This window comes from Porphyrobacter sp. AAP60, from assembly GCF_001296025.1.
In the GTDB taxonomy this organism is placed as follows: domain Bacteria; phylum Pseudomonadota; class Alphaproteobacteria; order Sphingomonadales; family Sphingomonadaceae; genus Erythrobacter.
Genome location: NZ_LJHV01000006.1, coordinates 15,635 through 36,726, shown reverse-complemented (window position 1 = coordinate 36,726; position 21,092 = coordinate 15,635). Strand labels below are relative to the sequence as shown.

Annotated in this window: 17 protein-coding genes; 8 read left to right on the top strand and 9 right to left on the bottom strand. The window is 64.0% G+C overall.

What is annotated here, in order from left to right:
• Window positions 1–1,349, bottom strand: a 1,349-nt coding sequence (locus IP79_RS05820; RefSeq protein ID WP_197273753.1) for a FecR family protein, incomplete at its 3' end; no start/stop codon positions are given.
• A gap of 146 nt (window positions 1,350–1,495) precedes the next feature.
• On the opposite strand from IP79_RS05820, the gene IP79_RS05815 reads away from it, so the two are divergent.
• From IP79_RS05815 to IP79_RS05805, 3 genes are all read left to right on the top strand, one after another.
• On the top strand, window positions 1,496–3,133 hold the full coding sequence (locus tag IP79_RS05815) for a ShlB/FhaC/HecB family hemolysin secretion/activation protein (protein ID WP_054118344.1): 1,638 nt from the start codon (window positions 1,496–1,498) through the stop codon (window positions 3,131–3,133).
• A gap of 18 nt (window positions 3,134–3,151) precedes the next feature.
• Window positions 3,152–3,412 (top strand): hypothetical protein, encoded by a 261-nt coding sequence (locus tag IP79_RS05810; protein WP_054118343.1) that lies wholly within the window; start codon window positions 3,152–3,154, stop codon window positions 3,410–3,412.
• Between the two features lie 175 nt (window positions 3,413–3,587).
• Window positions 3,588–5,360: a DEAD/DEAH box helicase gene (locus IP79_RS05805; protein ID WP_054118342.1), complete on the top strand. Its 1,773-nt coding sequence runs from the start codon at window positions 3,588–3,590 to the stop codon at window positions 5,358–5,360.
• A 19-nt stretch (window positions 5,361–5,379) separates the two neighbouring features.
• On the opposite strand, the gene IP79_RS05800 is transcribed toward IP79_RS05805, so the two are convergent.
• Window positions 5,380–6,846 carry a porin gene (locus IP79_RS05800; protein ID WP_082337041.1) on the bottom strand — a complete coding sequence of 489 codons (1,467 nt, stop codon included), beginning with the start codon at window positions 6,844–6,846 and terminating at the stop codon, window positions 5,380–5,382.
• A 297-nt stretch (window positions 6,847–7,143) separates the two neighbouring features.
• Here IP79_RS05800 and IP79_RS05795 point away from each other — a divergent pair, with 297 nt between their 5' ends.
• Entirely contained in the window at window positions 7,144–7,722 is a 579-nt protein-coding gene (locus IP79_RS05795; protein ID WP_233994099.1) for a LysE family translocator, read from the top strand.
• A gap of 45 nt (window positions 7,723–7,767) precedes the next feature.
• Here IP79_RS05795 and IP79_RS05790 read toward each other — a convergent pair whose 3' ends face one another.
• The 6 genes from IP79_RS05790 to IP79_RS05765 all read right to left on the bottom strand — a co-directional run bounded on the left by IP79_RS05790 (window position 7,768) and on the right by IP79_RS05765 (window position 14,302).
• Complete coding sequence (locus IP79_RS05790) at window positions 7,768–8,898, bottom strand: acyl-CoA dehydrogenase family protein (protein ID WP_054118339.1); 1,131 nt, start codon at window positions 8,896–8,898, stop codon at window positions 7,768–7,770.
• 24 nt (window positions 8,899–8,922) lie between these two features.
• Window positions 8,923–10,116 carry an acyl-CoA dehydrogenase family protein gene (locus IP79_RS05785; RefSeq protein WP_054118338.1) on the bottom strand — a complete coding sequence of 398 codons (1,194 nt, stop codon included), beginning with the start codon at window positions 10,114–10,116 and terminating at the stop codon, window positions 8,923–8,925.
• Window positions 10,117–10,422: 306 nt separating this feature from the next.
• Window positions 10,423–11,235 (bottom strand): outer membrane protein, encoded by an 813-nt coding sequence (locus IP79_RS05780; protein WP_054118337.1) that lies wholly within the window; start codon window positions 11,233–11,235, stop codon window positions 10,423–10,425.
• A gap of 266 nt (window positions 11,236–11,501) precedes the next feature.
• A complete protein-coding gene (locus IP79_RS05775) occupies window positions 11,502–12,203 on the bottom strand; it encodes an anti-sigma factor (RefSeq protein WP_054118336.1) in 702 nt (233 codons plus the stop codon).
• The gene (locus IP79_RS05770) at window positions 12,196–12,765 is read right to left on the bottom strand and encodes a sigma-70 family RNA polymerase sigma factor (protein WP_054118335.1); all 570 of its coding nucleotides are present in this window, start codon (window positions 12,763–12,765) and stop codon (window positions 12,196–12,198) included. Before IP79_RS05770 ends, IP79_RS05775 begins: the two co-directional genes overlap by 8 nt.
• A 112-nt stretch (window positions 12,766–12,877) precedes the next feature.
• Window positions 12,878–14,302, bottom strand: a complete 1,425-nt coding sequence (locus IP79_RS05765) for a helix-turn-helix domain-containing protein (RefSeq protein ID WP_054118334.1) — start codon at window positions 14,300–14,302, stop codon at window positions 12,878–12,880.
• Window positions 14,303–14,426: 124 nt separating this feature from the next.
• Here IP79_RS05765 and IP79_RS05760 point away from each other — a divergent pair, with 124 nt between their 5' ends.
• From IP79_RS05760 to IP79_RS05745, 4 genes are all read left to right on the top strand, one after another.
• Window positions 14,427–15,278, top strand: coding sequence for a helix-turn-helix transcriptional regulator (locus IP79_RS05760; RefSeq protein ID WP_054118333.1), 852 nt, complete (start codon window positions 14,427–14,429; stop codon window positions 15,276–15,278).
• A 256-nt stretch (window positions 15,279–15,534) separates the two neighbouring features.
• Window positions 15,535–16,713, top strand: coding sequence for a PepSY-associated TM helix domain-containing protein (locus IP79_RS05755; protein WP_054118332.1), 1,179 nt, complete (start codon window positions 15,535–15,537; stop codon window positions 16,711–16,713).
• Entirely contained in the window at window positions 16,710–16,889 is a 180-nt protein-coding gene (locus IP79_RS05750) for a hypothetical protein (protein WP_054118331.1), read from the top strand. Before IP79_RS05755 ends, IP79_RS05750 begins: the two co-directional genes overlap by 4 nt.
• A gap of 36 nt (window positions 16,890–16,925) precedes the next feature.
• Entirely contained in the window at window positions 16,926–19,109 is a 2,184-nt protein-coding gene (locus tag IP79_RS05745) for a TonB-dependent receptor (RefSeq protein ID WP_233994097.1), read from the top strand.
• A gap of 61 nt (window positions 19,110–19,170) precedes the next feature.
• On the opposite strand, the gene IP79_RS05740 is transcribed toward IP79_RS05745, so the two are convergent.
• Window positions 19,171–21,027, bottom strand: coding sequence for an ABC-F family ATP-binding cassette domain-containing protein (locus IP79_RS05740; RefSeq protein ID WP_054118329.1), 1,857 nt, complete (start codon window positions 21,025–21,027; stop codon window positions 19,171–19,173).
• Window positions 21,028–21,092 lie beyond the last annotated feature (65 nt).

Below are 21,092 nucleotides of genomic sequence, written 5' to 3'. Positions count from 1 at the left end.
CCGCCGCTGTTGCCATTCCCGTTATTGCCGTCGCCGTTCCCGCCGCCGTTGCCATTTCCGTTGCCGTTATTGCCGTCGCCGTTCCCGCCGCCGTTCCCGTTGCCGTCACCGTTGCCGTTGCCGTTGTTACCGTCGCCGTTCCCGCTGCCGTTGCCGTCACCGTTGCCGTTGCCGTTCCCGCCAGCGTTCCCGTTGCCGTTGCCGTTGCCACCAGCATTGCTGTTTCCGTTGCCGGAGCCTGCGTCGGAGCCAGACCCGTTGCCGCTTCCGCCGCCGTTGCCATTCCCGTTGCCGTTGCCGTTGTTGCCGTCGTCGCCGTTGCCGCCGCCGTTGCCGTTTCCATTGCCTTGGCCACTGCCGCTATTGCCGTCGCCGTTGCCGCTATCGCCGCCGGAACCCGCATCGGAGCCAGACCCGTTGCCGTTGCCGTTGTCGCCGTTGCTGTTGCCGTTACCACCTGCTCCATTGCCACCAGCAGCGCAGCTTCCCTGATAGCAAACAGCGCCATCGCTACCGCGACCGCCCTGCGTGCCGAACGCCGGGGCAGAGCCGCGGCTGGTGTTTTCCGACACGACAATCGCCGCGATCACCGACACCTCGCCGGATGCAAAACCGCCGGTCAGGCTGCGCACGTCGCCCGGGCTGCTGGCGATCACTTCTCGTACCCGGTTCGGGGCATTGTCCGAAGCGGCAGCGGCAGGCTGTATCCGGGCAGGCGCTGCGGCAGATGCGGGGCTGCTTGCTGCCGGAGCGCTGGCCGGGCGCGCCGGAGAATCGATGACCTTGCGGCCTTCCCCTTCGACCACCAGACGCATCATATCGCCCGATGCCACCATCGCCACGGCGCCGGGCAGGATCAGATCGCGCGCGCCGCCATCGGGCGTCGCCACTTCCACTGCGCCTTCGGTAACCTGCAGACTCGCGCCATCCTCGCCAACGGTGATGATGAAGGTCGTTCCTTTCACCACAGCCGCCAGATAGGGCGTCTGCACCCCGAAATGCGGATCGGCCTTCTTGCCGATGTTGAACAACGCGCTGCCATAATCCTGGATGACCTGCACCAGCGACCGTTCGGGCGCGGTCTGCGGAATGCGGATCTGCGCATTCTGGCGCAGCGTCACGAATTCGCGCCCGCGCACCAGTACTGCGGTGGATTTCGCTGCCGTGCGTACCATCGCACCCGGAACCACGGCCGCGCCGGTGGTCGCTGCACGCTGGCCCTGCGCGTCGATGACCATCACCGAGCCCTTGGCCTCGCTAATGGTCCAGCCGGCATTCTGCGCATGCGCAGCCACGCCGCTGAATAACAGCAGCATGATGGGCATGAAAATGCGTGACAACAGGCGCATGCGATTCTCCTTGCCTGCCCATTACTTCGGCAAGTCTCCACGTGACGTTGATGGGGATGGTAAAAAAAGGCTTAGCTGAAATTTGCTTAACCATTTTGGGTTAGGCCCATCGCCGATTCCAAGGAGATGAATCGGCTTTGCGCTGCATGTTGTTAATCGGAACGGTGCCTTTGCTGATCGCCAGTCATGGCCTGGCGGCGCAGGATGCGCTCGACCGGACAAATCCTGTGCAGCAGGTCGAACGCGAACGGCCATTGGGCGAAGTTGATCGGGCAATCCGAATCGAAGTGCAGCCAGTGCTCGATCAACCCGATGCCGCTACCGATACGGGCAGCGTTGCTGTCGGCTCGGTGGTGATCGACGGGCTGGAGACCCTGACCCGCAGCGATTTTGCCGCTGTGATCGAACCTTTTGCAGGCCGTAATCTCGACCGCAGCGAATTGCGCGCTCTGACCGATGCCATCGCTGAAACCGCCCGCAGCCGCGGCCTTATCCTCGCTTCCGCATGGATCCCCGAACAGGCGCTGGTCGGCGGGATGCTGCGCGTGCGGGTTGATGAAGGCACGATTGATGACGTGCGGGTGGAAGGGTCCGATGATCCGGCGATCCGCGCACAGCTTGCCCGGCTGATCGGTATGCGTCCTGTCACGCTTTCCGCATTGCAACGCGAAGTGCTGCTGACCGATGATTTGCCGGGGGTCTGGATCCGCTCCACCCGCTTCGAAAATAACGGCAACCGCCGCGTGCTGGTGGTGGATGCCCGGCGGCAGGACTTCGGCGGATCGGTGCTGGTCGCGACTGATGGCACCAAGCCGGTAGGCCCGGTGCGCGCGCGCATCGATCTGGATGCCAATGGCCTAATTTCCCCGCGCGACCGGGTCGATCTCAGCTACACTATGTCTCCGCTTGATCCCGGCGAGCTGGCTTTCTTCAGCGCGCGATACAGTGTGATCGTGAATGATCTGGGCACACAGGTCGGCCTGTTCGGCACCTATTCGCAAACCGAACCCGGCGCCTATCTCGCCGCGCGTCAGATTGAAGGCGAAGCATGGCAGGGGGGCATCCGCCTGCGCCACCCGTTGATGCGCACCCAGCGGCGCAGCCTGTGGCTGGAAGCCAGCGGCGAGGTACAGGATTTGCGGCAGGATCGTTTCGGGTCGCTTGCCCGGCATGACAGGATCGCGCTCGCCCGGCTGGGCTTCTACGGTTATGGCGCATTGGCGGGCGGCACCTTGCAGGGCCGCGCGACGGTAAGCCGCGGGCTTGATATTCTGGACGCCACCCGGCTTGGCGATCCGCTGGCCTCGCGCACCGATGCTTCCTCGCAGTTCACCACGCTATCGTGGTGGCTGAACTGGCGGCGCGGGCTGGCCAAGCGGGTCAGCCTTTCGCTGGCTGCAAACGGCCAGTTCTCGTCCGATCCGCTGCTGATCGGCGAAAGTTTCGCGCTGGGCGGCAATGCCTTCCTGCGCGGCTATGATTTTGCCCAGCGCGTGGGCGACCGGGGCATCGCCGGGGTGGGCGAACTGCGATACGACTGGCCCGATGCGCTGGGCGTGGTGCGCAATGTGCAGCTTTATGCCTTTGCCGATGGCGGCACCGTGTCGAACCTTGAAGGCGGTCTGGGCGGCGGCACGCTGGCTTCAGGCGGCGGGGGCTTCCGCGCCGATCTGACCCGCAATCTCGATCTCGATTTCGAAGTCGCCGTGCCCCTGACCGAAGCGCGCTATGATACCAATGACAAAACGCCGCGCCTCAATCTCAGGGTGGTGCAATCGTTCTGAAGCGGATAGGCCCGCGTCATGGACATGGCTGACCTCCTCCAACGCTATTTCGGCACCCGCGAACTTGAAGACATCGCGCCATCCGCGCTGCCTGCCGGGGTGGAGCGGATGCGGGTGGATTTCGGGATGGAGCAGGAACGCGGGCCGCGTTTTGCCCTGTGGACGCTGCTGCTGGTGCTGGGCGATGCGCCCGATCTCGATGTCGCCTTCGAGCACGAGGAAGACCGCGAGGCAGCCCGCAATCTGATGGATATGCTGGCCGCCGCGCCGCCCGAATAGCTGCCGCCAGGCTCCCACGCGATTTAATCACAAGCCAAACACGCCCGAAGTGTGTATGGGCAGCGCAATGACGCTCTGCGCGACCTCGGCTCCGGCCTGATCTGCGCTCCGTTGTCTCCCTTGTCTCCTCGCCTGCCCGTTGCGGCGGGCGCCCCTGTCTGAAAGCCTTCTCCCCATGTTATTTCCCGATCTGCCCGCTGGCCTCGCCGAGGCCTTGACCACGCGCGGCTACACCGCCCTTACCCCGGTGCAGTCCGCCGTTGTCGAACCGGAAGCGCATGGCCGCGATCTCGTCGTTTCGGCGCAGACCGGTTCGGGCAAGACAGTCGCTTTCGGCCTCGCCTTTGCCGATCAGGTGCTGGACGAAGAAGGCCGCGTGCGCCGCGCCGCTGGCCCCTTGGCGCTGGTGATCGCGCCGACGCGGGAACTGGCGCTGCAAGTCGCGCGTGAGCTGGACTGGCTCTACAAATCCGCAGGCGCACGCATCGCCACCTGCGTGGGCGGCATGAACCCTCAGGTCGAACGCCGCGCCCTGGCTGGCGGCGTGAGCATTGTGGTCGGCACACCGGGCCGCCTGCGCGACCATCTGGAACGCGGTGCGCTCGACCTGTCGGCCCTGTCTGCCGTGGTGCTTGATGAAGCCGACGAAATGCTCGACATGGGCTTCCGCGAGGAACTCGAGGAAATTCTCGAAGCGACGCCGGAAGGCCGCAGGGTGCTGATGTTCTCGGCCACCATGCCGCGCCCGATCGAAGCGCTTGCCCGTCGTTACCAGCGCGATGCGCTGCGCATCCAGACCGGCGGCACCGAACGCGGCCACGGCGATATCGCCTATCAGGCGGTCACCGTATCGCCTTCGGAAATCGAGAACGCGGTGGTCAACCTGCTGCGCTTTCACGAGGCGGAAACCGCGATCCTGTTCTGCGCCACGCGCGACAATGTGCGCCACCTTCACGCCACCTTGCAGGAACGCGGCTTTGGCGTCGTTGCGCTTTCGGGTGAACACTCACAGCAGGAACGCAACCAGGCCTTGCAGGCCCTGCGCGATCGCCGCGCCCGCGTTTGCGTGGCGACCGATGTGGCCGCACGCGGGATCGATCTTCCCTCGCTGAGCCTTGTGGTTCACGTCGAAATCCCCCGTGATGCCGAAACCTTGCAGCACCGTTCGGGCCGCACGGGCCGTGCGGGCAAGAAGGGCATTGCTGTCATCATCGTCCCCTATCCGCGCCGCAAGCGGATCGAATCCATGCTGCGCCATGCCAAGATCAACGCCGAATGGACCACCGCGCCCGATCGCGATGCCATTGTTGCGCAGGACCGTGTGCGCTTGCTGGAAAAGCTGATGCAGCCGGTCGAAGTGACCGATGGCGACCGCGAACTGGCTGACAAGCTGCTGGAAACCCGCACCCCGCAGGAAATCGCCGCGATGCTGGTGCAGGCGCACCGCGCCACGATGCCGGAACCTGAAGAACTGCTCGCCCAAAGTATCGATTCCCAGCGCGCCGCGCATCAGGAAAAGCACCGCGAAGGGTTCGAGGATACGGTGTGGTTCCGGATGGATATCGGCCGCCGCCAGAACGCCGAAGCGCGCTGGATCATGCCGCTGATCTGTCGGCGCGGGCATGTCACCCGCAACGAAATCGGCGCGATCCGCATCGCCCAGACCGAAACTTTTTTCCAGATCCCCCGCGCTATCGCCGGCAAGTTTGCCGAAGCGGTGGCAGCAACTGCGGGCAGCGAGGAAAACGGCGGCTATGTCGCCATCGAACAGTCCAACGAACCGCCGCGCATGGCCGCGCGCGAAAACGCCAAGCGCGGCAAGCCCAATGGCCCCGGCCCGCAGCGCACCTTCAAGCCCAAGCCCGCAGGCGGCGGCGGCAAGCCCTATGCCGGGGGCAAACCCCATGGCGGCGGCAAGTTCAAGCACAAGAACAAGGGGCGCGACTGACGCGCCCCGTTACGCTGCTTCAGTAATTCCACTGCGCCTGAACGCGCAGGATTTGCCCTTCGGCCTGACCAAGGCGGCGCTCATCGGCTTCCTTGCGTGATGCAAAGCCATAGGTGGCGGTGATTTCCAGCGCCGGGGTCGGCAGGAATTCCAGGCCGAGTTCAAGCTCCTCGGTTTCAAGCCGCGGCGCATTGACCGCGCCCTTGAAGCCGCCGCGGTAATATTGCCAGCGCGCAAAGGGATAGAACGGGCCGAGCGGCGATTCTTTGACGCGGCCCATCGCCTGCACGTATCCGCCGGTGATCGGGCGTTCCTCGATCTGCCCGGTGGCGGGGTCGAATTCAGGGCCGGTGCCCCAGTTCCATTCCGCTTGCAGGCCAAAGGGCTGCGGATAGAGCACCGCGTGCACCCCGGCGCGGTTGTCCTTGTAACTGATCGCGCTGACGCCTCCGGTGCGCACTTCGGGCCGGATGCGATTGCGCATCACCGATCCGCCCAGTTCGAACACCTGCCCTTCCAGCCCCAGCCCTTCGAGTTCGAACGGCCAGGTCGCCAGTGCCACAGTCATCAGGTTATCATCGGTTTCGGTGCGGTTGAGGCCCTGCCCGTTGAATGCGCCCACACCGAAAGCGCCATAATTGCCGAACAGCTTTTGCCCGTCTTGCGAAAGCCGGTCCCATATCTTCTGCACCTGCGGGGGCGTGTAATAGGCAACGATCCCCAGATCACGCTCGCCCGGTGCGGCGCTGTTGATCCCGTCGGTGCGGTCGAGCGCGAGGCGGTTGGACGAGGATTGCAGGTTCTCCCAGCCATAAGGCACCTTCGATTGGCCCAGACGCACGCGGAAGCTCTTGTCGCCGGTGGGGAAGACATCGGCATACATGTCGCGCAGCGAAACCGTGCCGCCGCGCCGCTCACCAACCGACTGGTTCGATACGGTGGCCGCAAAATCGGGCTGAAAGTAGACCGAAACATACTCGTTAAGGTCGCCTTGCAACACGAGCCGCATGCGGCGGAAGCTGAAATTGTTATCGGCGCGCACATCGCCATCGCCGATGGTGCGCAGGCGCGAGATACCGGCAGGCGCGGTCGCATCGCCCGATACGATCTGGTTCATCCGCATCTGGGTATAGCCGCGCAGGGAGAGCTTGTCGTACCATGCCTTGCGCTTGGGCGCATCCGCAGCCGCTACCTGTATCGGCGCAAGTTCGGCTTGGGCCAGCACGACAGGTGAAGCGGGCTCTGCCTGCGGAACGGGAACGGTCTGGGCCGCGACGATAGCGGGCGCGGCAGGCGCTGGCTGTGCGGCCTGCAATTGTTCGACCACCGCCTTCAGTTCGTCAATCTGTCGCTGGAGATCGGCAATCGTGCGGGACTGGTCATCCGCCGCCGCAGGCGCCGTCTGGGCAAAGACGGGGGCCTGCACGCCTGCCATTGCGACCAGAGCAATCATGCCGACGGAGAGAGCGCGAACAGTTGTGGGCATCGCATCGGGCCTTTGCCTATGCCCACAGAACAGCGCGGGCTCGGCCGGGCGAGTATGGCGTATTTGTGTCACACTTGTGACAAATGCCATTCTTCTGCATTCATCCGGTCAATATACGGTCATGTATTGCGCCCTTCGCCTAATCGCCCCGGATAGGGCGCGCACCTGACAATGAGGGGGAAGCTGGATGAACCCCTCCGTTCGGCGCAAAGGTGAACGAAGGCGAATCGGTCGAGATCGAAAGCCTTCATTTTCAAAGGAGCGCCCCATCTGGATCTGATCGGCTTTGCCCTTGCTGTGTTACTAATCGAGCTGACCCCCGGCCCCAATATGGCGTGGCTGGCGGGGCTGGCGGCGGTGGAGGGCCGCCGCGCCGGGTTTGCGGCGGTCGCCGGGGTGGCAATCGGTCTGCTGCTCAACGGATTGCTGGCGGCGCTGGGGCTGGCGGCCCTGCTCCAGACGATGCCGCAACTGCTGACCGGGCTGCGGCTGGCAGGCGCCGCGATGATGCTGGTGCTGGCGATCCAGACATGGCGCGCAGCGACTGTGCCGGGACATGCGGGCGGCACGATCAAGACGCGGGGTGCCTTCTTCACCGGGGCGCTGATCAACCTGCTCAACCCCAAGGCCTATATCTTCTTTGTGGTGGTGGTGCCGCAATTCCTCGGCATGGCCGCGCTCACCCTTTGCAATGCGCTGCTGCTGGCACTTGTCAGCACGGTGATCGCCACGGTGATCCATCTCGCCATCGTGCTGGCGGGCAGCCGGGCGCATGAATGGCTGTCTGATCCCACCCGCACACGGATGACGCGGCGGATATTTGCTGTGGTGATGCTGGGGGTCGCGGCGTCGTTTTTGCTCGCCGATTTCGGCTGAGCAGCAGGCTCGCCCGGCAGCCGCGCCGCCGGGCGAGCCCTTGCATCATGCCAGCGAAACGTGGCGCTTCAGGTGAAGATCGACATTGCCGAACTCGCTGTCGAAAATCGTCAGGCGCTTGAAGAAGTGGCCGATGGCATATTCATCGGTCACGCCGTTGCCGCCGTGGATCTGCACCGCTTCCTGCCCGATCAGCCTTGCGGCCTGCCCGACGCCGACCTTCGCTGCGGAAACCGCACGCTTGCGTTCCACCTCGTCAGAACCGAGGCGCAGGGTCGCGAGGTACGTCAGCGACACAGCCTGTTCGTAAGCCGTGTACATATCGACCATGCGGTGCTGGAGCACCTGGAAGCTGCCGATCGGCACGCCGAACTGCTTGCGCTGGCGCGAATATTCCACTGTCATCGCATGGGCGACCTTCATCGCCCCACAGGCTTCGGCGCACAGTGCAGCGATGGCTTCATCCGTCACCAGCTCGATCAGAGCGAGGCCCTCGCCTTCCGCGCCGATCAGCGCTTCGGCAGGCACCGCAACGTTCTCGAAATAGACTTCCGCAGCGCGGCGGCCATCGACCGTCACGTAATCGCGGGTGGTGATCCCGGCGGTATCCTTGGCGACGACGAACACCGAAACGCCGCTGCGATCGCGCCGTTCGCCGCCGGTGCGGGCGGTGACGATCAGGTGGCTCGCCCAGGGCGCGCCGATGACGACCGCCTTGTGGCCGTTCAGCACATAGCCTGCGCCGTCTTTCTTCGCGGTGGTTTCCAGATCGGCATAATCGAACCGGCCCTTGGGTTCGGCATAGGCGAAGGCGTACACGGAACTGCCCGCCACGATCCCGCCGATGTGTTCTTCCTTCTGCGCTGCGCTGCCGCCGTGCTTCAGGAAGCCGCCTGCGCAAACCACGGTGGGGATGAACGGTTCGACCACCAGGCCTTTGCCGAATTCTTCCATGATCACCATCGCATCGATCGCGCCGCCGCCAAAGCCGCCATCGGCTTCGCTGAACGGCATTCCGAGGATGCCGAGTTCGGCCAGCTGCGCCCACACTTCGGGCCGCCAGCCTGCGCCGCTGGCAATCGCCTTGCGACGGGTTTCCCAATCATATTGTTCACGAACCAGCCGCGACAATCCGTCGCGCACCATGTCCTGTTCTTCGGTGAAGTTGAAATCCACGTATTCTCTCCCGTCGTCCGGCTTTTACAGGCCGAGGATCATCTTGGTGATGATGTTGCGCTGAATCTCGTTCGATCCGCCATAGATCGAAGTTTTGCGCATGTTGAAATAGGTTGCCGCGGCATGCTGCGCATAGTCGGGGCCGACGGGGTGTTCGTTCGTATTATCGTTCGACACACCACCATGATAAGGCGCACCATAGGTGCCGACCGCTTCCAATGTCAGTTCGGTCAGGCGTTGCTGGATTTCTGTGCCCTTGATCTTGAGGATCGAGCTTTCCGGCCCGGGCCCCTTGCCCGCCTGTTCGCCTGCCAGCGTGCGCAGTTCGGTGATTTCCAGCGCGGCCAGATCGATTTCCAGCTGGCTCACTTTGCGGGCAAAATCGAAATCCTTGATCAGAGGCGCGCCGTCATAGCTTTCATTCGCGGCGATTTCGCGCAGCTTTTCAACGCCCCGCTTTGACCGGGCAACCCCGGCAATGCCGCTGCGTTCGTGCGCCAGCAGGAACTTGGCATAGGTCCAGCCCTTGTTCTCCACGCCGACAAGGTTTTCAACCGGCACGCGCACATCGGTCAGCCAGGTTTCGTTGACCTCGTATCCGCCATCAAGCAGCTTGATCGGCTTCACTTCGACACCCGGCGACTTCATGTCGACGAGGATAAAACTGATGCCTTCCTGCGCCTTGGCAGTCGGGTCAGTGCGGCACAGGAAGAAACCCCAATCGGCATGCTGGGCAAGCGTCGTCCATGTCTTCTGACCGTTGATGATGTAGTGATCGCCATCACGCACTGCGGTGGTCTTGAGGCTGGCAAGGTCAGAGCCTGCGCCCGGTTCCGAATAGCCCTGGCACCACCACACTTCGCCGCTGACGATGCCGGGCAGGTGGCGGGCCTTCTGTTCGGCATTGCCGAAGGTATAGATCACCGGGCCGACCATCGAGACGCCGAAAGGCAGCGGCATTACGGTGCTGGCGCGGGCGTTTTCTTCCGACCAGATGTAACGCTGCGTCGGGCTCCAGCCGGTGCCGCCGTATTCAACCGGCCATGCCGGAACCGACCAGCCCTTCTTCCCGAGGATCTTGTGCCAGGCGAGAAAATCCTCGCGGCTCATGTCTTCCCGCATGCCGAAATCGGCGAGGTGCTTGGGATAGTTTTCGGCGATGAAGCTGCGCACTTCGTCGCGGAAGGCCTGTTCTTCGGGGGTGAATTCGAGGTTCATGGCTTGCTCTCTCCAGCAGATGGTCTGTGCTTTGCCATACGCTTTGTCACGCCCTGCGGACGCGGAAAAGAGGCAATCTTCAGGCGGCGGCGCGAAGCGGCCATGCCGCAGCGTCAATGTTTCACGTGAAACATCGGCCAAGCGAAGCAAAGCAGGTCTGGAGGGGGTCTAGCAGGGGTCTGGCGCGACCTAAAGAGGGTCTAACGCGGCCTGCAAGGGGTCAGATTCGCGTCGTCGCGAATCTGTTCCGGTATCGCAAAGATTGCACGGGAGCGGCCCAACACCGCCCCCGTGCAGGATGATCCATCAGAAGCGGTAGGATGCCACGGCCTTGACCGTCTGCGTGCTGAAATCGTCATTGGCGCGCAGGAAATCGACGCCGCCTGCCAGCACGAAAGGATTGGTCGCGCCTGCGGTGCCCTGACCCACGCGGATCAGCGTGTCGTCCTGACCATATTCGGTGTAGAGATATTCGATGCCGAGCGAGAAGTTGCTGCCCAGCTTCTGTTCGATCCCGGCCCCAAGCTGATAACCCCATGCGTTATTGTCGGGGATCACGGTGAAGGAATTGGCCATGTTGCTCGATTCAAACGACTGGTCGAGCTTGGCATAGGCGACGCCGCCGGTGGCGTAGAGCAGCGTGCTTGGCGCCGGGGTGAAACCCGCACGCAGACGCAGTGCCGCGTTGAAATCCATCTCGCGGGTCATGGTGTAGAACGCAGGCGTGGTGCTGAACGCGGCAACGCTGTCACGAAGGTCGGCATTGCCGAATTCGCCGACCAGACCGATCACGGTTTTGCCCATCTGGCGATCATAGCCGAGCCGCACGTGGTAATTCACACCGTCGGAATCATCGCGGCAATTATTGTTCTGGGGCGATGTGGCTTCGCCGCCGCAGAAGCCGGGCGAGAACGCATCCGCGCCGCCAGCGGTGGTAACGGTTTCACCGAAGCTGCCGTTCGACGCGCGATCGAAGGAGATGAATTCATCATCGTCACCGGCCTGGAATTCATAGCCGATCGAAACGCCCACATAGGGCCCATCGAACTCAGCGTCCTGGGCATAGGCAGGGGTGGCAGCGATCACGGCTGCGGCGGATGCGAGCAGAATATTTCTCATGGGGATTCTCCGGCAAATAGATGCGTGGGTTGTCGTTCCAGTCACGAAAGCCTCGCGCAGAATGCCTTGTGATCTGCCGGTCGCCGCGCGGGGTGCGAACGAAGGGGCAGAGGGAATGACAGGTGCCGCCGATCGGCTGCGATCAGGGCAACGGGGGCGCCGCCATGATCGTCAGACAGACAAACGACACCTGCCAAGCCGGCATGCCGTGTGAGACTCTCACGTGAAAGCTACGACGATCTTGAAGCGATCAGATGCAGCGCGGTTCAGATGGTGGAAATTTTTCCGGTCGCGATCGGCGTGCTGCTCGGCGCGGTGTGCGGTGCGCCCTCCGGCGTCTCCAGCGAAACGGCCAGAACAGCGCCATCGACCAGCAGGGCTTTCAGTTCCGGCGGCAGCACCACCAGCGTGGTGCCATCGGCATTGATCAGGCCAAGCGAACGCGGCACCCCGTCACCCGGAATGATCCACAATTCGGGCACCAGCGCGCTATCGGGCAAAGTCACCGCCCGGATACTGAGGCGGTTTTCCTGCGGGCTGAGATTGGCGGCCAGCAAGGTGCCATCCGCGCCTGCCAGCTGCGCAATCGCGGACCCGCCTGACGGTGCCTGCACCTGAACTTCCTGAATGGTTGGCGGGCGGAATACCACCACAGCCGCAAGGCAGGCCGCCAGCGCTCCGGCCAGCGCCGTCGCGCCCCTCCAGAACTGCACCTTGCGCACGTCACCGCCCAGCGGCTGCGCGCCCAGCCGTGCCTCGATTGCGGGCCACAGATTGGAAGGCGGCGGCGTTTCGTCGTAACCTTCACCCAGCGGATCAAGGCGGCCCTGCCATTTGCGCACCATTGCGGCAAAAGCAGGATTGGCCAGCGACTGGCGGATGGCTTCGGCGCGTTCCTCACCTTCAAGCACGCCAAGCGCGAGCTCGGCGGCCATGGCGGTCTGTTCCGGAGTCAGTTGGCTATTCACCCTGAAGGCACCCCCGCAATTGCAGCAGGCCCCGGCGGATCCAGCTTTTGGTCGTGCCCAGCGGAACCTGCATGATGCTTGCCAGCTCCGAATGGCTCGAACCGTCGAAAAATGCCAGCCGGATCGCACGTTGCTGCTGATCGGGCAGGCCTTCAAGACAATCGAAGATATGGGCGCGCCCTTCGTCGGCGGCCATGGCCTCCATCGCCTCGCCGAGATCGGCGCCGGATGCGTCGTCGGGATCGGGCGCCGGCAGCACCGGCGCGCCATGCTTGCGCACCCAGTCGATCGCGGCGTTGCGGGCGACGGCGCACAACCAGGTGATCGGGCTGCCGCACGTCCGGTCAAACCGGCCGGCGCGGTTCCAGACCTTGAGATAAACGTCCTGCAGGATGTCTTCGGCGGCATCCCTGTCCCGCGCGACGCGCAGGCAGACCCCGAAAAGTTTGGCCGATGTGCGTTCGTAAACGGCGGCCAAGGCTGCGCGGTCACCGCGGGCCACCTGCTCGATCAGGCCGCTGAGTTCATCGCGGCGGGCATCGGCAAGTTCGGCGTTCGGCATGTGACTGCGTTATCCAGCGGCGTGATACCTCGCAAGCTGCAAATGTTTGCAGACACGTGAGGAGTCGGCGCAGCGCCAAAGCGGAACAGCGTGCAGGAACTGCAACTTGCTGTCACTCGGTGAGTTCGTAAGGCACCACGCGGCGGTGCCAGTGATGCACCGCGATCTGCTGGTCATTGGGCGGATAGGCGCGCTGTTCGCAATCGGGACGCGGGCAGATGCGGCACGACACGCCAATCGGCGTCACCGCGCGCGGCGATGCCAGATCAAGCCCGTCGGCATAGACGAACTCGCCCGCGTGCTTCACCTCGCAGCCCAGCGCCACGGCATAGCGGCGCGGGTTGCGGTCGAACCGGCCCGATGGTTTGACCAGCCCCTTGGCAATCGACACATAGCGTTCCCCGTCGGGCGTTTCGGCCAGCTGCACCGCGATCCGGTCAGGAATGGCAGCCGCTTCGTGAACGATCCACAGCGGACAGGCTCCGCCAAAACGAGCGAACTGGAAGCGCGTGGCGCTGTGGCGTTTGGTGATGTTGCCCGCCATGTCGACCCGGCAGAAGAAGATCGGCAGGCCGCGCTCGCCCTCGCGCTGCATGGTCGACAGGCGGTGGCAGGTCTGTTCGAAACTGGTCTGGTAAGCCAGCGCCAGCCGGTCGACATCGTGGCGAAAGGCGCGGGCCGAACGGCGGAAATGGCCATAGGGCATCAGCACCGCGCCGGCAGCATAATTGCCCAGCCCCACGGCCAGCAATTCGCGCGCCACCGGGCTGCGCAGGCGGGCATTGGCAACAATCTCGCGGATCGCCTCGCCCAGCGCGGTGGAGGCGACATGATAGGCCAGCTGAAACCGCATACTGGCGGCAGGCTGGCCCGAATCGATCCGCAGCACCCGCTGCACTGCATCGAAACTGCGCAAGGATATGGCAGGCAGCAACTCCACTGTGATGCCGTGCTGCTGCGTCAGATGGCGCAGCAGGCCATCGGTGGTGGGCACATCATCCGCGCCCGAACCGCTGGCCGCAACCTGCGCCGCCAGCCGTTCCGCCGCGCGGTCGATCCGGTCGACGTAATTGTTGGACAGGTGGAACCAGTCGCGCACTTCCTCCCACGGCAGGCGCGCATCCTCGGGCGCATCCAGCGCCAGCGTCTCGTCCACCATCTCCAGCCGCTGGTTGGCGCGGCGCAGGGCGCTGTGCAATTCGACAAAGCGGCGCGCAAAGGCGGGTTGCTGCTGCGCCAGCCGGGCGATGGCTTCGGGCGCGAGCGGGGCATCGAAGATCGGATCGCCCAGCGCCTCACGCAGAAGCAGCGAAAGCTGTTCGGCATCGTCGCCTGGAAAATCCTGCCATTCGAGCGGGAACAGCCGCGTCACCCGCTCGATCAGGCGCGGGGTCAACGGGCGGTCATCATGTTCAAGCTGGCTGAGGTAAGAGGGGCTGATCGCCAGCTTTTCCGCGAGTTCTGCCTGCATCAACTGGTGCCGTTCACGCAGGGCACGCAATTGCACGCCTGCGAAGATTCGTTGCCGTATCGCCATGCGGACAGGCCTAGTTTGCAAAGAATGACTTTGCAACTTTGCAAATTAACATTGGACGGGGGGTGCTGCTTGCGCAAGTCTGCCGGTCATCCGAGAACCCCATGCTCGCGCAAGGAGACTGCAATTGGCCACCAATGTGCTGGAACTTCGTCCGTCAGACCGGATCGGCACCGCGCCGCCACCTGCCAAGGGGCCTGCCACCGGCGTCACGATCCGCGCAGCCGCCGATATCCTGCCCGCCGCACACCGGCTGGCCGGCAAGGTCGGCGATCATGGCCTCAGGATCATGCTGTGGCACGATCTGGCAACGCTCGATCAGCCGGTGGATGATGCAGGCACGCCGATCAACGCGGCCGCCTTCGGCTGGTCGGATGAGGATCTGGCGCCGTGGCACAATATCGACAAGGCACTGCGTTCCCCGCTGCTGCGCGCCGCGCGGGTGGCGTGCGAGCCGCTGTGGATCAACCGCGACGGCATCCACACCCGCGGCGCGAACCGGCTGCTTGACCAGATCGACCTGCTTGACGTCGAAGGCGATGCTTCCGGCGCGGCGATCGTGATCCCGCTGCACATGGCGCTGGGCCAGATCGGCGCGGCGATCCTGACGCCCGAAGACCCGGCGCAGGACGATCTGTCAGCACTCTTTCCCCATGCCGCAGGGCCGCTGGCGGCGGCGATCTGGCAGTTCGTCACCAGCTATGTCAGCGTCTGCCGCGATGAACGCTATCTGCCGTCGGACAGCCTGCTGACCAGCCGCGAGATCGAGTGCCTGAGCTGGGTCGCGCATGGCAAGACCGATTACGAGATCAGCATCATCATGGGCTGCAGCCATGCCGGAATCCGCTATCACGTGACCCGCGCCTGCGCGAAACTGGGAGCGGTCAACCGTGCGCAATCGGTGTTCCGCGCAGCACAACTCGGCTACCTCGGCGTGCCAGGGCAACCGGGCCGCAGCCACGCGGCCCATGCCAACTGACCGCTAACACCAATCAAGCGAGATCAAAGCAAAAGGCTGGCAGAAATGCCGGCCTTTTTGTTGCCCGTTTGCAACCACCCCGAAAGACCTGAACGTACAAACGCATTTAATGCGAGTGACTCGCATTTACATTGAGAATCATTTGCGATACTCGCCGCTGCGCACAGGGCATCGGGCAGGAGCATCGCATGGATCAGACCACCAAACACGGCATGGCAACGGCTGGTGAACGCCTCTGCACCTTGGTCGCGCCTGCATGAACCGCGCCACGATCAAGGCGTGGGTGTGGGTGCACAAGTGGACGAGCCTCGTCTGCACCGCCTTCCTGCTGATGCTGTGCCTCACCGGCCTGCCGCTGATCTTCCATGACGAGATCGACTGGCTGACCGAGGAACAGCCCGCCTTCGGAATGCCGGGAGTGGGCTCGTCCAGCACCGCGCCGGGCCTGCTGCCGCTCGACGACATGCTGGCCCGCGCGCTCGCCAACCGGCCGGGCGAAGTGCCGTTGTATATGGCGTTCGACAACGACCAGCCGTCGATGACGATCACCACCGGCCCGCGCGCGGATTCGCCGGGGTCGGAGATGACGATCCAGTCATTCGACCGTTCGACCGGAGAGCTGATCGGGGCCGTATCGGAAGACAGCGCCAGCGGAGTTGGCGCGGTGATGCACTTCCTGCTGGAACTGCACACCGACATGTTCCTGGGCCTGCCGGGAATGCTGTTCCTCGGCGCAATGGGCGCCGCCTTTGTCGCCGCGCTGGTTTCGGGCGTGGTGCTTTACGCCCCGTTCATGCGCAAGCTCGATTTCGGCACGCTGCGCACCACCCGCAGCGCGCGCACCAAGTGGCTGGATTATCACAACCACCTTGGCATCGTGGCGCTGGCGTGGATGATGGTGGTCGGCCTGACCGGCGTGATCAACGCGCTCGCCGTGCCGATCGAGAGCGCATGGAAAGCCAATGAACTGGCGGCGATGACGGCCGAATATGCCGGGCGCGATCCGCTTGATCCGGCGCGCTACGGATCGATTGATCGGGCAATGGCCGCAGCGCGGGCAGCCCTGCCGGACAACAACCCGCAATTCATAGCTTTCCCCGGCGGCACCTTCAGCTCCAATCATCATTATGCGGTGTTCTTTCAGGGCGACACCCCGCTGACCGAACGGTTGCTGACGCCCGCACTGATCGATGCCGAGAACGGCACCTTCACCGCCGCCCGCGCGATGCCGTGGTATTATCAGGCGCTATCACTGTCGCGCCCGCTGCACTTCGGCGATTACGGCGGCTTGCCATTGAAGCTGCTGTGGGCGGCGCTGACGCTGTTCACCATCCATGTGCTGGGCACCGGGCTGTATCTGTGGCTCGCCAAGCGGCGCTCGCACACACCTGCGCAAGCAGTGGTTCTCACCCCCCTGCCCGAGCCTGCCGAATGAACCGCGCCCGGCCCCTGTCCGCCATCTTTGCATGGCCGATGGCGATCTTCGTGATCGGGCTGGCGGGCCTGATCGTCGCGCTCACCGGCGATGGCTGGCGCGATGCGGCTGCCTGGGCTGCGCTCGCGGCACCAATCGCCGCAGCCGTTTGGGCGATCGCTGCGCGCCGAACCTGATTTTCGAACACAGTTTGCAACAAGGAAACAATCCAAGTGAACACCCACGCCTTTCGCGCTGCCCTGCTCGCCGCGACCACATTTGCCTTCGCCGCGCCCGCCGCCGCGCAAGCGCAGAGCGATGATGACAACCTCATCATCGTCACTGCGCAGCGCAACAACGAATCGGGCGTCGAACAGCGCGGCAGTGTCGGCGTGCTGGGTGACAAGGACGCTGCCGATGTGCCCTTTAACATCCGCAGCTATAACGCCGCGCTGATCCTCAACCAGCAGCCGCAGACGCTGGGGCAGGTGCTCGAGAACGACCCGACCATCCGCACCACCACCGGTTTCGGCATCGCGGGCGAATTGTTCGTAATCCGCGGTTTCGCGCTGTCGGGCGACGATATCGGTTATGACGGGCTTTACGGCATCACGCCGCGCCAATTGGTCGCGCCCGAACTGTACGATGCAGTGCAGGTGCTGAACGGATCGAGCGCCTTCCTCAACGGTGCAGCCCCCGGCGGCAGCGGCATCGGCGGCAGTGTCAACCTGATCCCCAAGCGGGCGACCGATGCCGATATCAACCGCGTCACACTGGGTTACACCGGGCCGGAGCATGTCGGCGGCAGCTTCGATATCGGCCGCCGGATGGGCGCGGGCGGCGAATGGGGCATCCGCATCAACGGCACGGCCCGCAGCGGCGACGTGGCTATCAATGACGAATTCCGCAGCACCTATGTGCTGGGGGCGGCGATTGATTACAATTCCGGCCCGCTGCGCGCCTCGATCGATCTCGCCTACCAGCGGGTCAAGGTATCGCACTTCCGGCCCAAGCTGCGCGTCAACAGCCTGACCGTGATCCCGCAAGCGCCCGATGCGGGCAGCAATTTCGGCCAGCCGTGGCAGTTCACCACGCTGCGCGACATCTTCGGGCAGGCGCGGATCGAATATGACATTGCCCAAGATGTGATGGTCTATGCCGCCTTCGGCGCGCGCGACGGAGCAGAGGAAGGCATCTACAGCACGCCCACGCTGGTGGATGCTGCCAGCGGTGCAATCACCGTCAGCAGTTCCTTCATCCCGCGCACCGACAACAACGAAGCAGCGACCGCCGGTCTGCGGGCAAAGTTCAACACCGGCGGGATCACGCATGAAATCAACGCGGGCGGATCGATCAACTGGCTGGTGAACCGCAATGCCTTTGAATTTTACGCCCTCTCAGCCGGGCAGAACAATCTCTACGCCCCGGTCACGGTGACGCCATCGACCACGGTGACCTTTGCTGCCGGCAATCTCGACAATCCCCTGCCGGCATCCACCGCCCGGCTTTCCAGCCTGTTCGTTTCGGATACCATCGGACTGTGGGAGGATCGCATCCTGCTGACAGCTGGCGTCCGGCTTCAGGAAATCCAGTCAAAGACTTTCGATGTGACCACCGGGGTCCAGACGGGCGGGTACAGGGAAAGCGCCGCAACCCCTGTTGTCGGGGTGGTTTTCAAGCCTGCCGACGGTGTCTCGCTTTACGCCAACCGGATCGAGGCACTGGCTCCGGGCGCAGCAGCGCCGGTCAGCGGCACGGATGTGAATGGCAATGTGGTTCCGGTCACCAATGCGGGCGAAGTATTGCCGCCCTTCGTGTCGGAGCAATACGAGATTGGCGGCAAGCTGGCGCTGGGCGGGATCGACCTGTCGCTGGCGCTGTTCCAGATCGACCGCGAAACCGCGATCCTGCGGCCTGACCCGGATCAGGCGGGCGCACTGGAATTCGGGCCGTTCGGGATCCAGCGCAATCGCGGGGTCGAATTCACGCTGGCGGGCGAGCTTGCCGAAGGTTTGCGGCTGATTGCGGGCGGATCGATCATCGATGCCAAGCTGCGCCGCACCCTGAACGGGGTGGACGAAGGCAATCAGGCGGTTGGCGTGCCCGAATATCTGCTCAACGCCAATCTGGAATGGGACGTGCCGTTTGTGCCCGCGCTCACGCTCACAGGGCGTGTGGTGCATACCGGCGAACAGGCGGCCAATATCGGCAACACGCTGTTCCTTGATGACTGGACACGCTTCGATATCGGCGCGCGTTATGTCGCGGTGGTGGGCGGGCAGCCGCTGACGCTGCGCGTCAATCTCGATAATGTGGCAGATGCCGATTACTGGGCCTCAGCCTTCGACAGCTTCCGCCCCGATCTGCAACTGGGCGCACCGCGCACGTTCAAGGCATCGGTCACCTACGACTTCTGATGGACGACTTCTGATGCTGAGGCACCGGGCGGCGGCTGTGCGCCCCGCCCGGTCGCATCATTCAGACGGTTTCGATTTCTTCCAGCGCGGTGCCTGCGGCCATCCACACCTGTTCTGCCTCGGCCAGATTGTCGCCTGCCCTGGCGCGCGCGGTCAGCAGGCTTTGCATCTTTGCCCCGCCCTTTCCGGCGCCGCCGCTCAGTTCAAGGATTTCGCGGTCAAGCTTCTCGACATCTGCCGTCAAGCGTTCCACCGCCTTTTCCGCCTTGGCCAAAGCGCTTTGCGCAGATCGGATATCCACCATCGCGTTCGCCCCGCGGGATTTGCTGGCCGTATTGCCGCGATCGCCCTTGGGTTTTCGGCCAAGGATGAAGTCGATGTAATCATCCATGCTGCCATCATATTCGCGCGCGGTTCCGCCATCGACCAGCACCAGCCGGTCTGCGGTCAGTTCCACCATGTGGCGATCATGGCTGATCAGGATCACCGCGCCGGTATAGGTGTTGAGCGCCTGGATCAGCGCTTCGCGCGCGTCGACATCAAGGTGGTTGGTCGGCTCGTCAAGGATCAGCAGGTGCGGCGCATCCCGCGTGATCAGCGCCAGCGCCAGCCGCGCGCGTTCCCCGCCCGAAAGCTTTTCGACCTTCGATTGCGCCCGCGAACCCGAAAAGCCGAAGCGACCCAGTTGCGCGCGCACCGCGCCGGGCGATTGCCCCTCCATCGCGCGGGTCATCAGATCGAGCGGGGTTTCCTCCCCCGCCAGTTCTTCCACCTGATACTGGGTGAAATACCCGACCTTGAGCTTGCCCGGCGCGTTCACCGCGCCTTCTGCCGGAGACAGCTGCGAGGCGAGCAGCCGCGCCAGCGTGGTCTTGCCATTGCCGTTGCGGCCCAGCAGCGCGATGCGATCATCCGCCTCGATCCGGAAGTTCAGGCGTTTGAGGATCGGCGGTGCCTCGCCATAGCCCACTGCCGCGTGTTCCAGCGTGATCATCGGCGATTTCAGCTGGGCCGGATCGGGAAAGTCGAAGCTGAGCGAAGGGTCTTCCATCAGCGCGGCAATCGGCTGCATCTTGGCGAGCATCTTGGCGCGCGATTGCGCCTGCTTGGCGGTGGAAGCTCGGGCGGAGTTGCGGGCGACGTAATCCTGCAACCGCGCCCGCTGCGCATCCTGCGATGCCTTGGCCGCGGCGAGCTGCGCGGCGCGTTCGGCCCGCTGCTTTTCAAACGCATCATAGCCGCCGGGATAGAGCGTCAACTGCCCGCCTTGCAGGTGCAGGATGTGATCGACCACCTTGTTCAGCAGATCGCGTTCATGGCTGATCACCACCAGCGTGGCGGGATAGGATTTGAGGAAGTTTTCCAGCCACAGCGTCGCTTCGAGGTCGAGGTGGTTGCTGGGCTCGTCGAGCAGCAGGATATCAGGTTCGGAAAACAGCAGCGCGCCCAGCGCGATCCGCATCTTCCACCCGCCGGAGAAACTATCGACGGGGCGTTGCTGCATTTCCTCGTCAAAGCCCAGACCGTTGAGGATCTTGGCGGCGCGCGCCGGGGCGGAATAGGCGTCGATCGCCAGCAGGCGTTCATGCACGTCGCCCATCCGGTCCATGTCGGTGCAGGTTTCCAGCTCTTCGAGCAGCGCGGCGCGTTCGGTGGCCGATGCCAGCACCACTTCTTCGGGCGTCATGCTGCCGCTTGGGGCTTCCTGTGCGATATAGCCGATCTTGGCCCGCGTGGGCTTGCTGATTTCCCCGTCGTCGGGCTCGATCTCGCCGATCAGCGCCTTCATCAGCGTGGATTTGCCCGCGCCGTTGCGGCCGATCAGCCCGACGCGCGCGCCTACCGGCACGGTTGCGCTGGCGCGTTCAAGAATGGCCCGGCCGCCAAGCCGCACTGTGACACCGTCAATTGTAAGCATGGGCGCGCCCTTAACAGGGTCGGCCCGCCTTCCCAAAGGAAATCCCCGCGCATCAGGCGGAATGC

Bases quoted from the DNA above. Each gene is read 5' to 3' on its own strand.
- IP79_RS05815 (WP_054118344.1), top strand. From the start codon at position 1,496: ATGTTGTTAATCGGAACGGTGCCTTTGCTGATCGCCAGTCATGGCCTG.
- IP79_RS05810 (WP_054118343.1), top strand. From the start codon at position 3,152: ATGGACATGGCTGACCTCCTCCAACGCTATTTCGGCACCCGCGAACTT.
- IP79_RS05805 (WP_054118342.1), top strand. From the start codon at position 3,588: ATGTTATTTCCCGATCTGCCCGCTGGCCTCGCCGAGGCCTTGACCACG.
- IP79_RS05800 (WP_082337041.1), bottom strand. From the start codon at position 6,846: ATGCCCACAACTGTTCGCGCTCTCTCCGTCGGCATGATTGCTCTGGTC.
- IP79_RS05785 (WP_054118338.1), bottom strand. From the start codon at position 10,116: ATGAACCTCGAATTCACCCCCGAAGAACAGGCCTTCCGCGACGAAGTG.
- IP79_RS05780 (WP_054118337.1), bottom strand. From the start codon at position 11,235: ATGAGAAATATTCTGCTCGCATCCGCCGCAGCCGTGATCGCTGCCACC.
- IP79_RS05770 (WP_054118335.1), bottom strand. From the start codon at position 12,765: ATGCCGAACGCCGAACTTGCCGATGCCCGCCGCGATGAACTCAGCGGC.
- IP79_RS05765 (WP_054118334.1), bottom strand. From the start codon at position 14,302: ATGGCGATACGGCAACGAATCTTCGCAGGCGTGCAATTGCGTGCCCTG.
- IP79_RS05755 (WP_054118332.1), top strand. From the start codon at position 15,535: ATGAACCGCGCCACGATCAAGGCGTGGGTGTGGGTGCACAAGTGGACG.
- IP79_RS05750 (WP_054118331.1), top strand. From the start codon at position 16,710: ATGAACCGCGCCCGGCCCCTGTCCGCCATCTTTGCATGGCCGATGGCG.
- IP79_RS05740 (WP_054118329.1), bottom strand. From the start codon at position 21,027: ATGCTTACAATTGACGGTGTCACAGTGCGGCTTGGCGGCCGGGCCATT.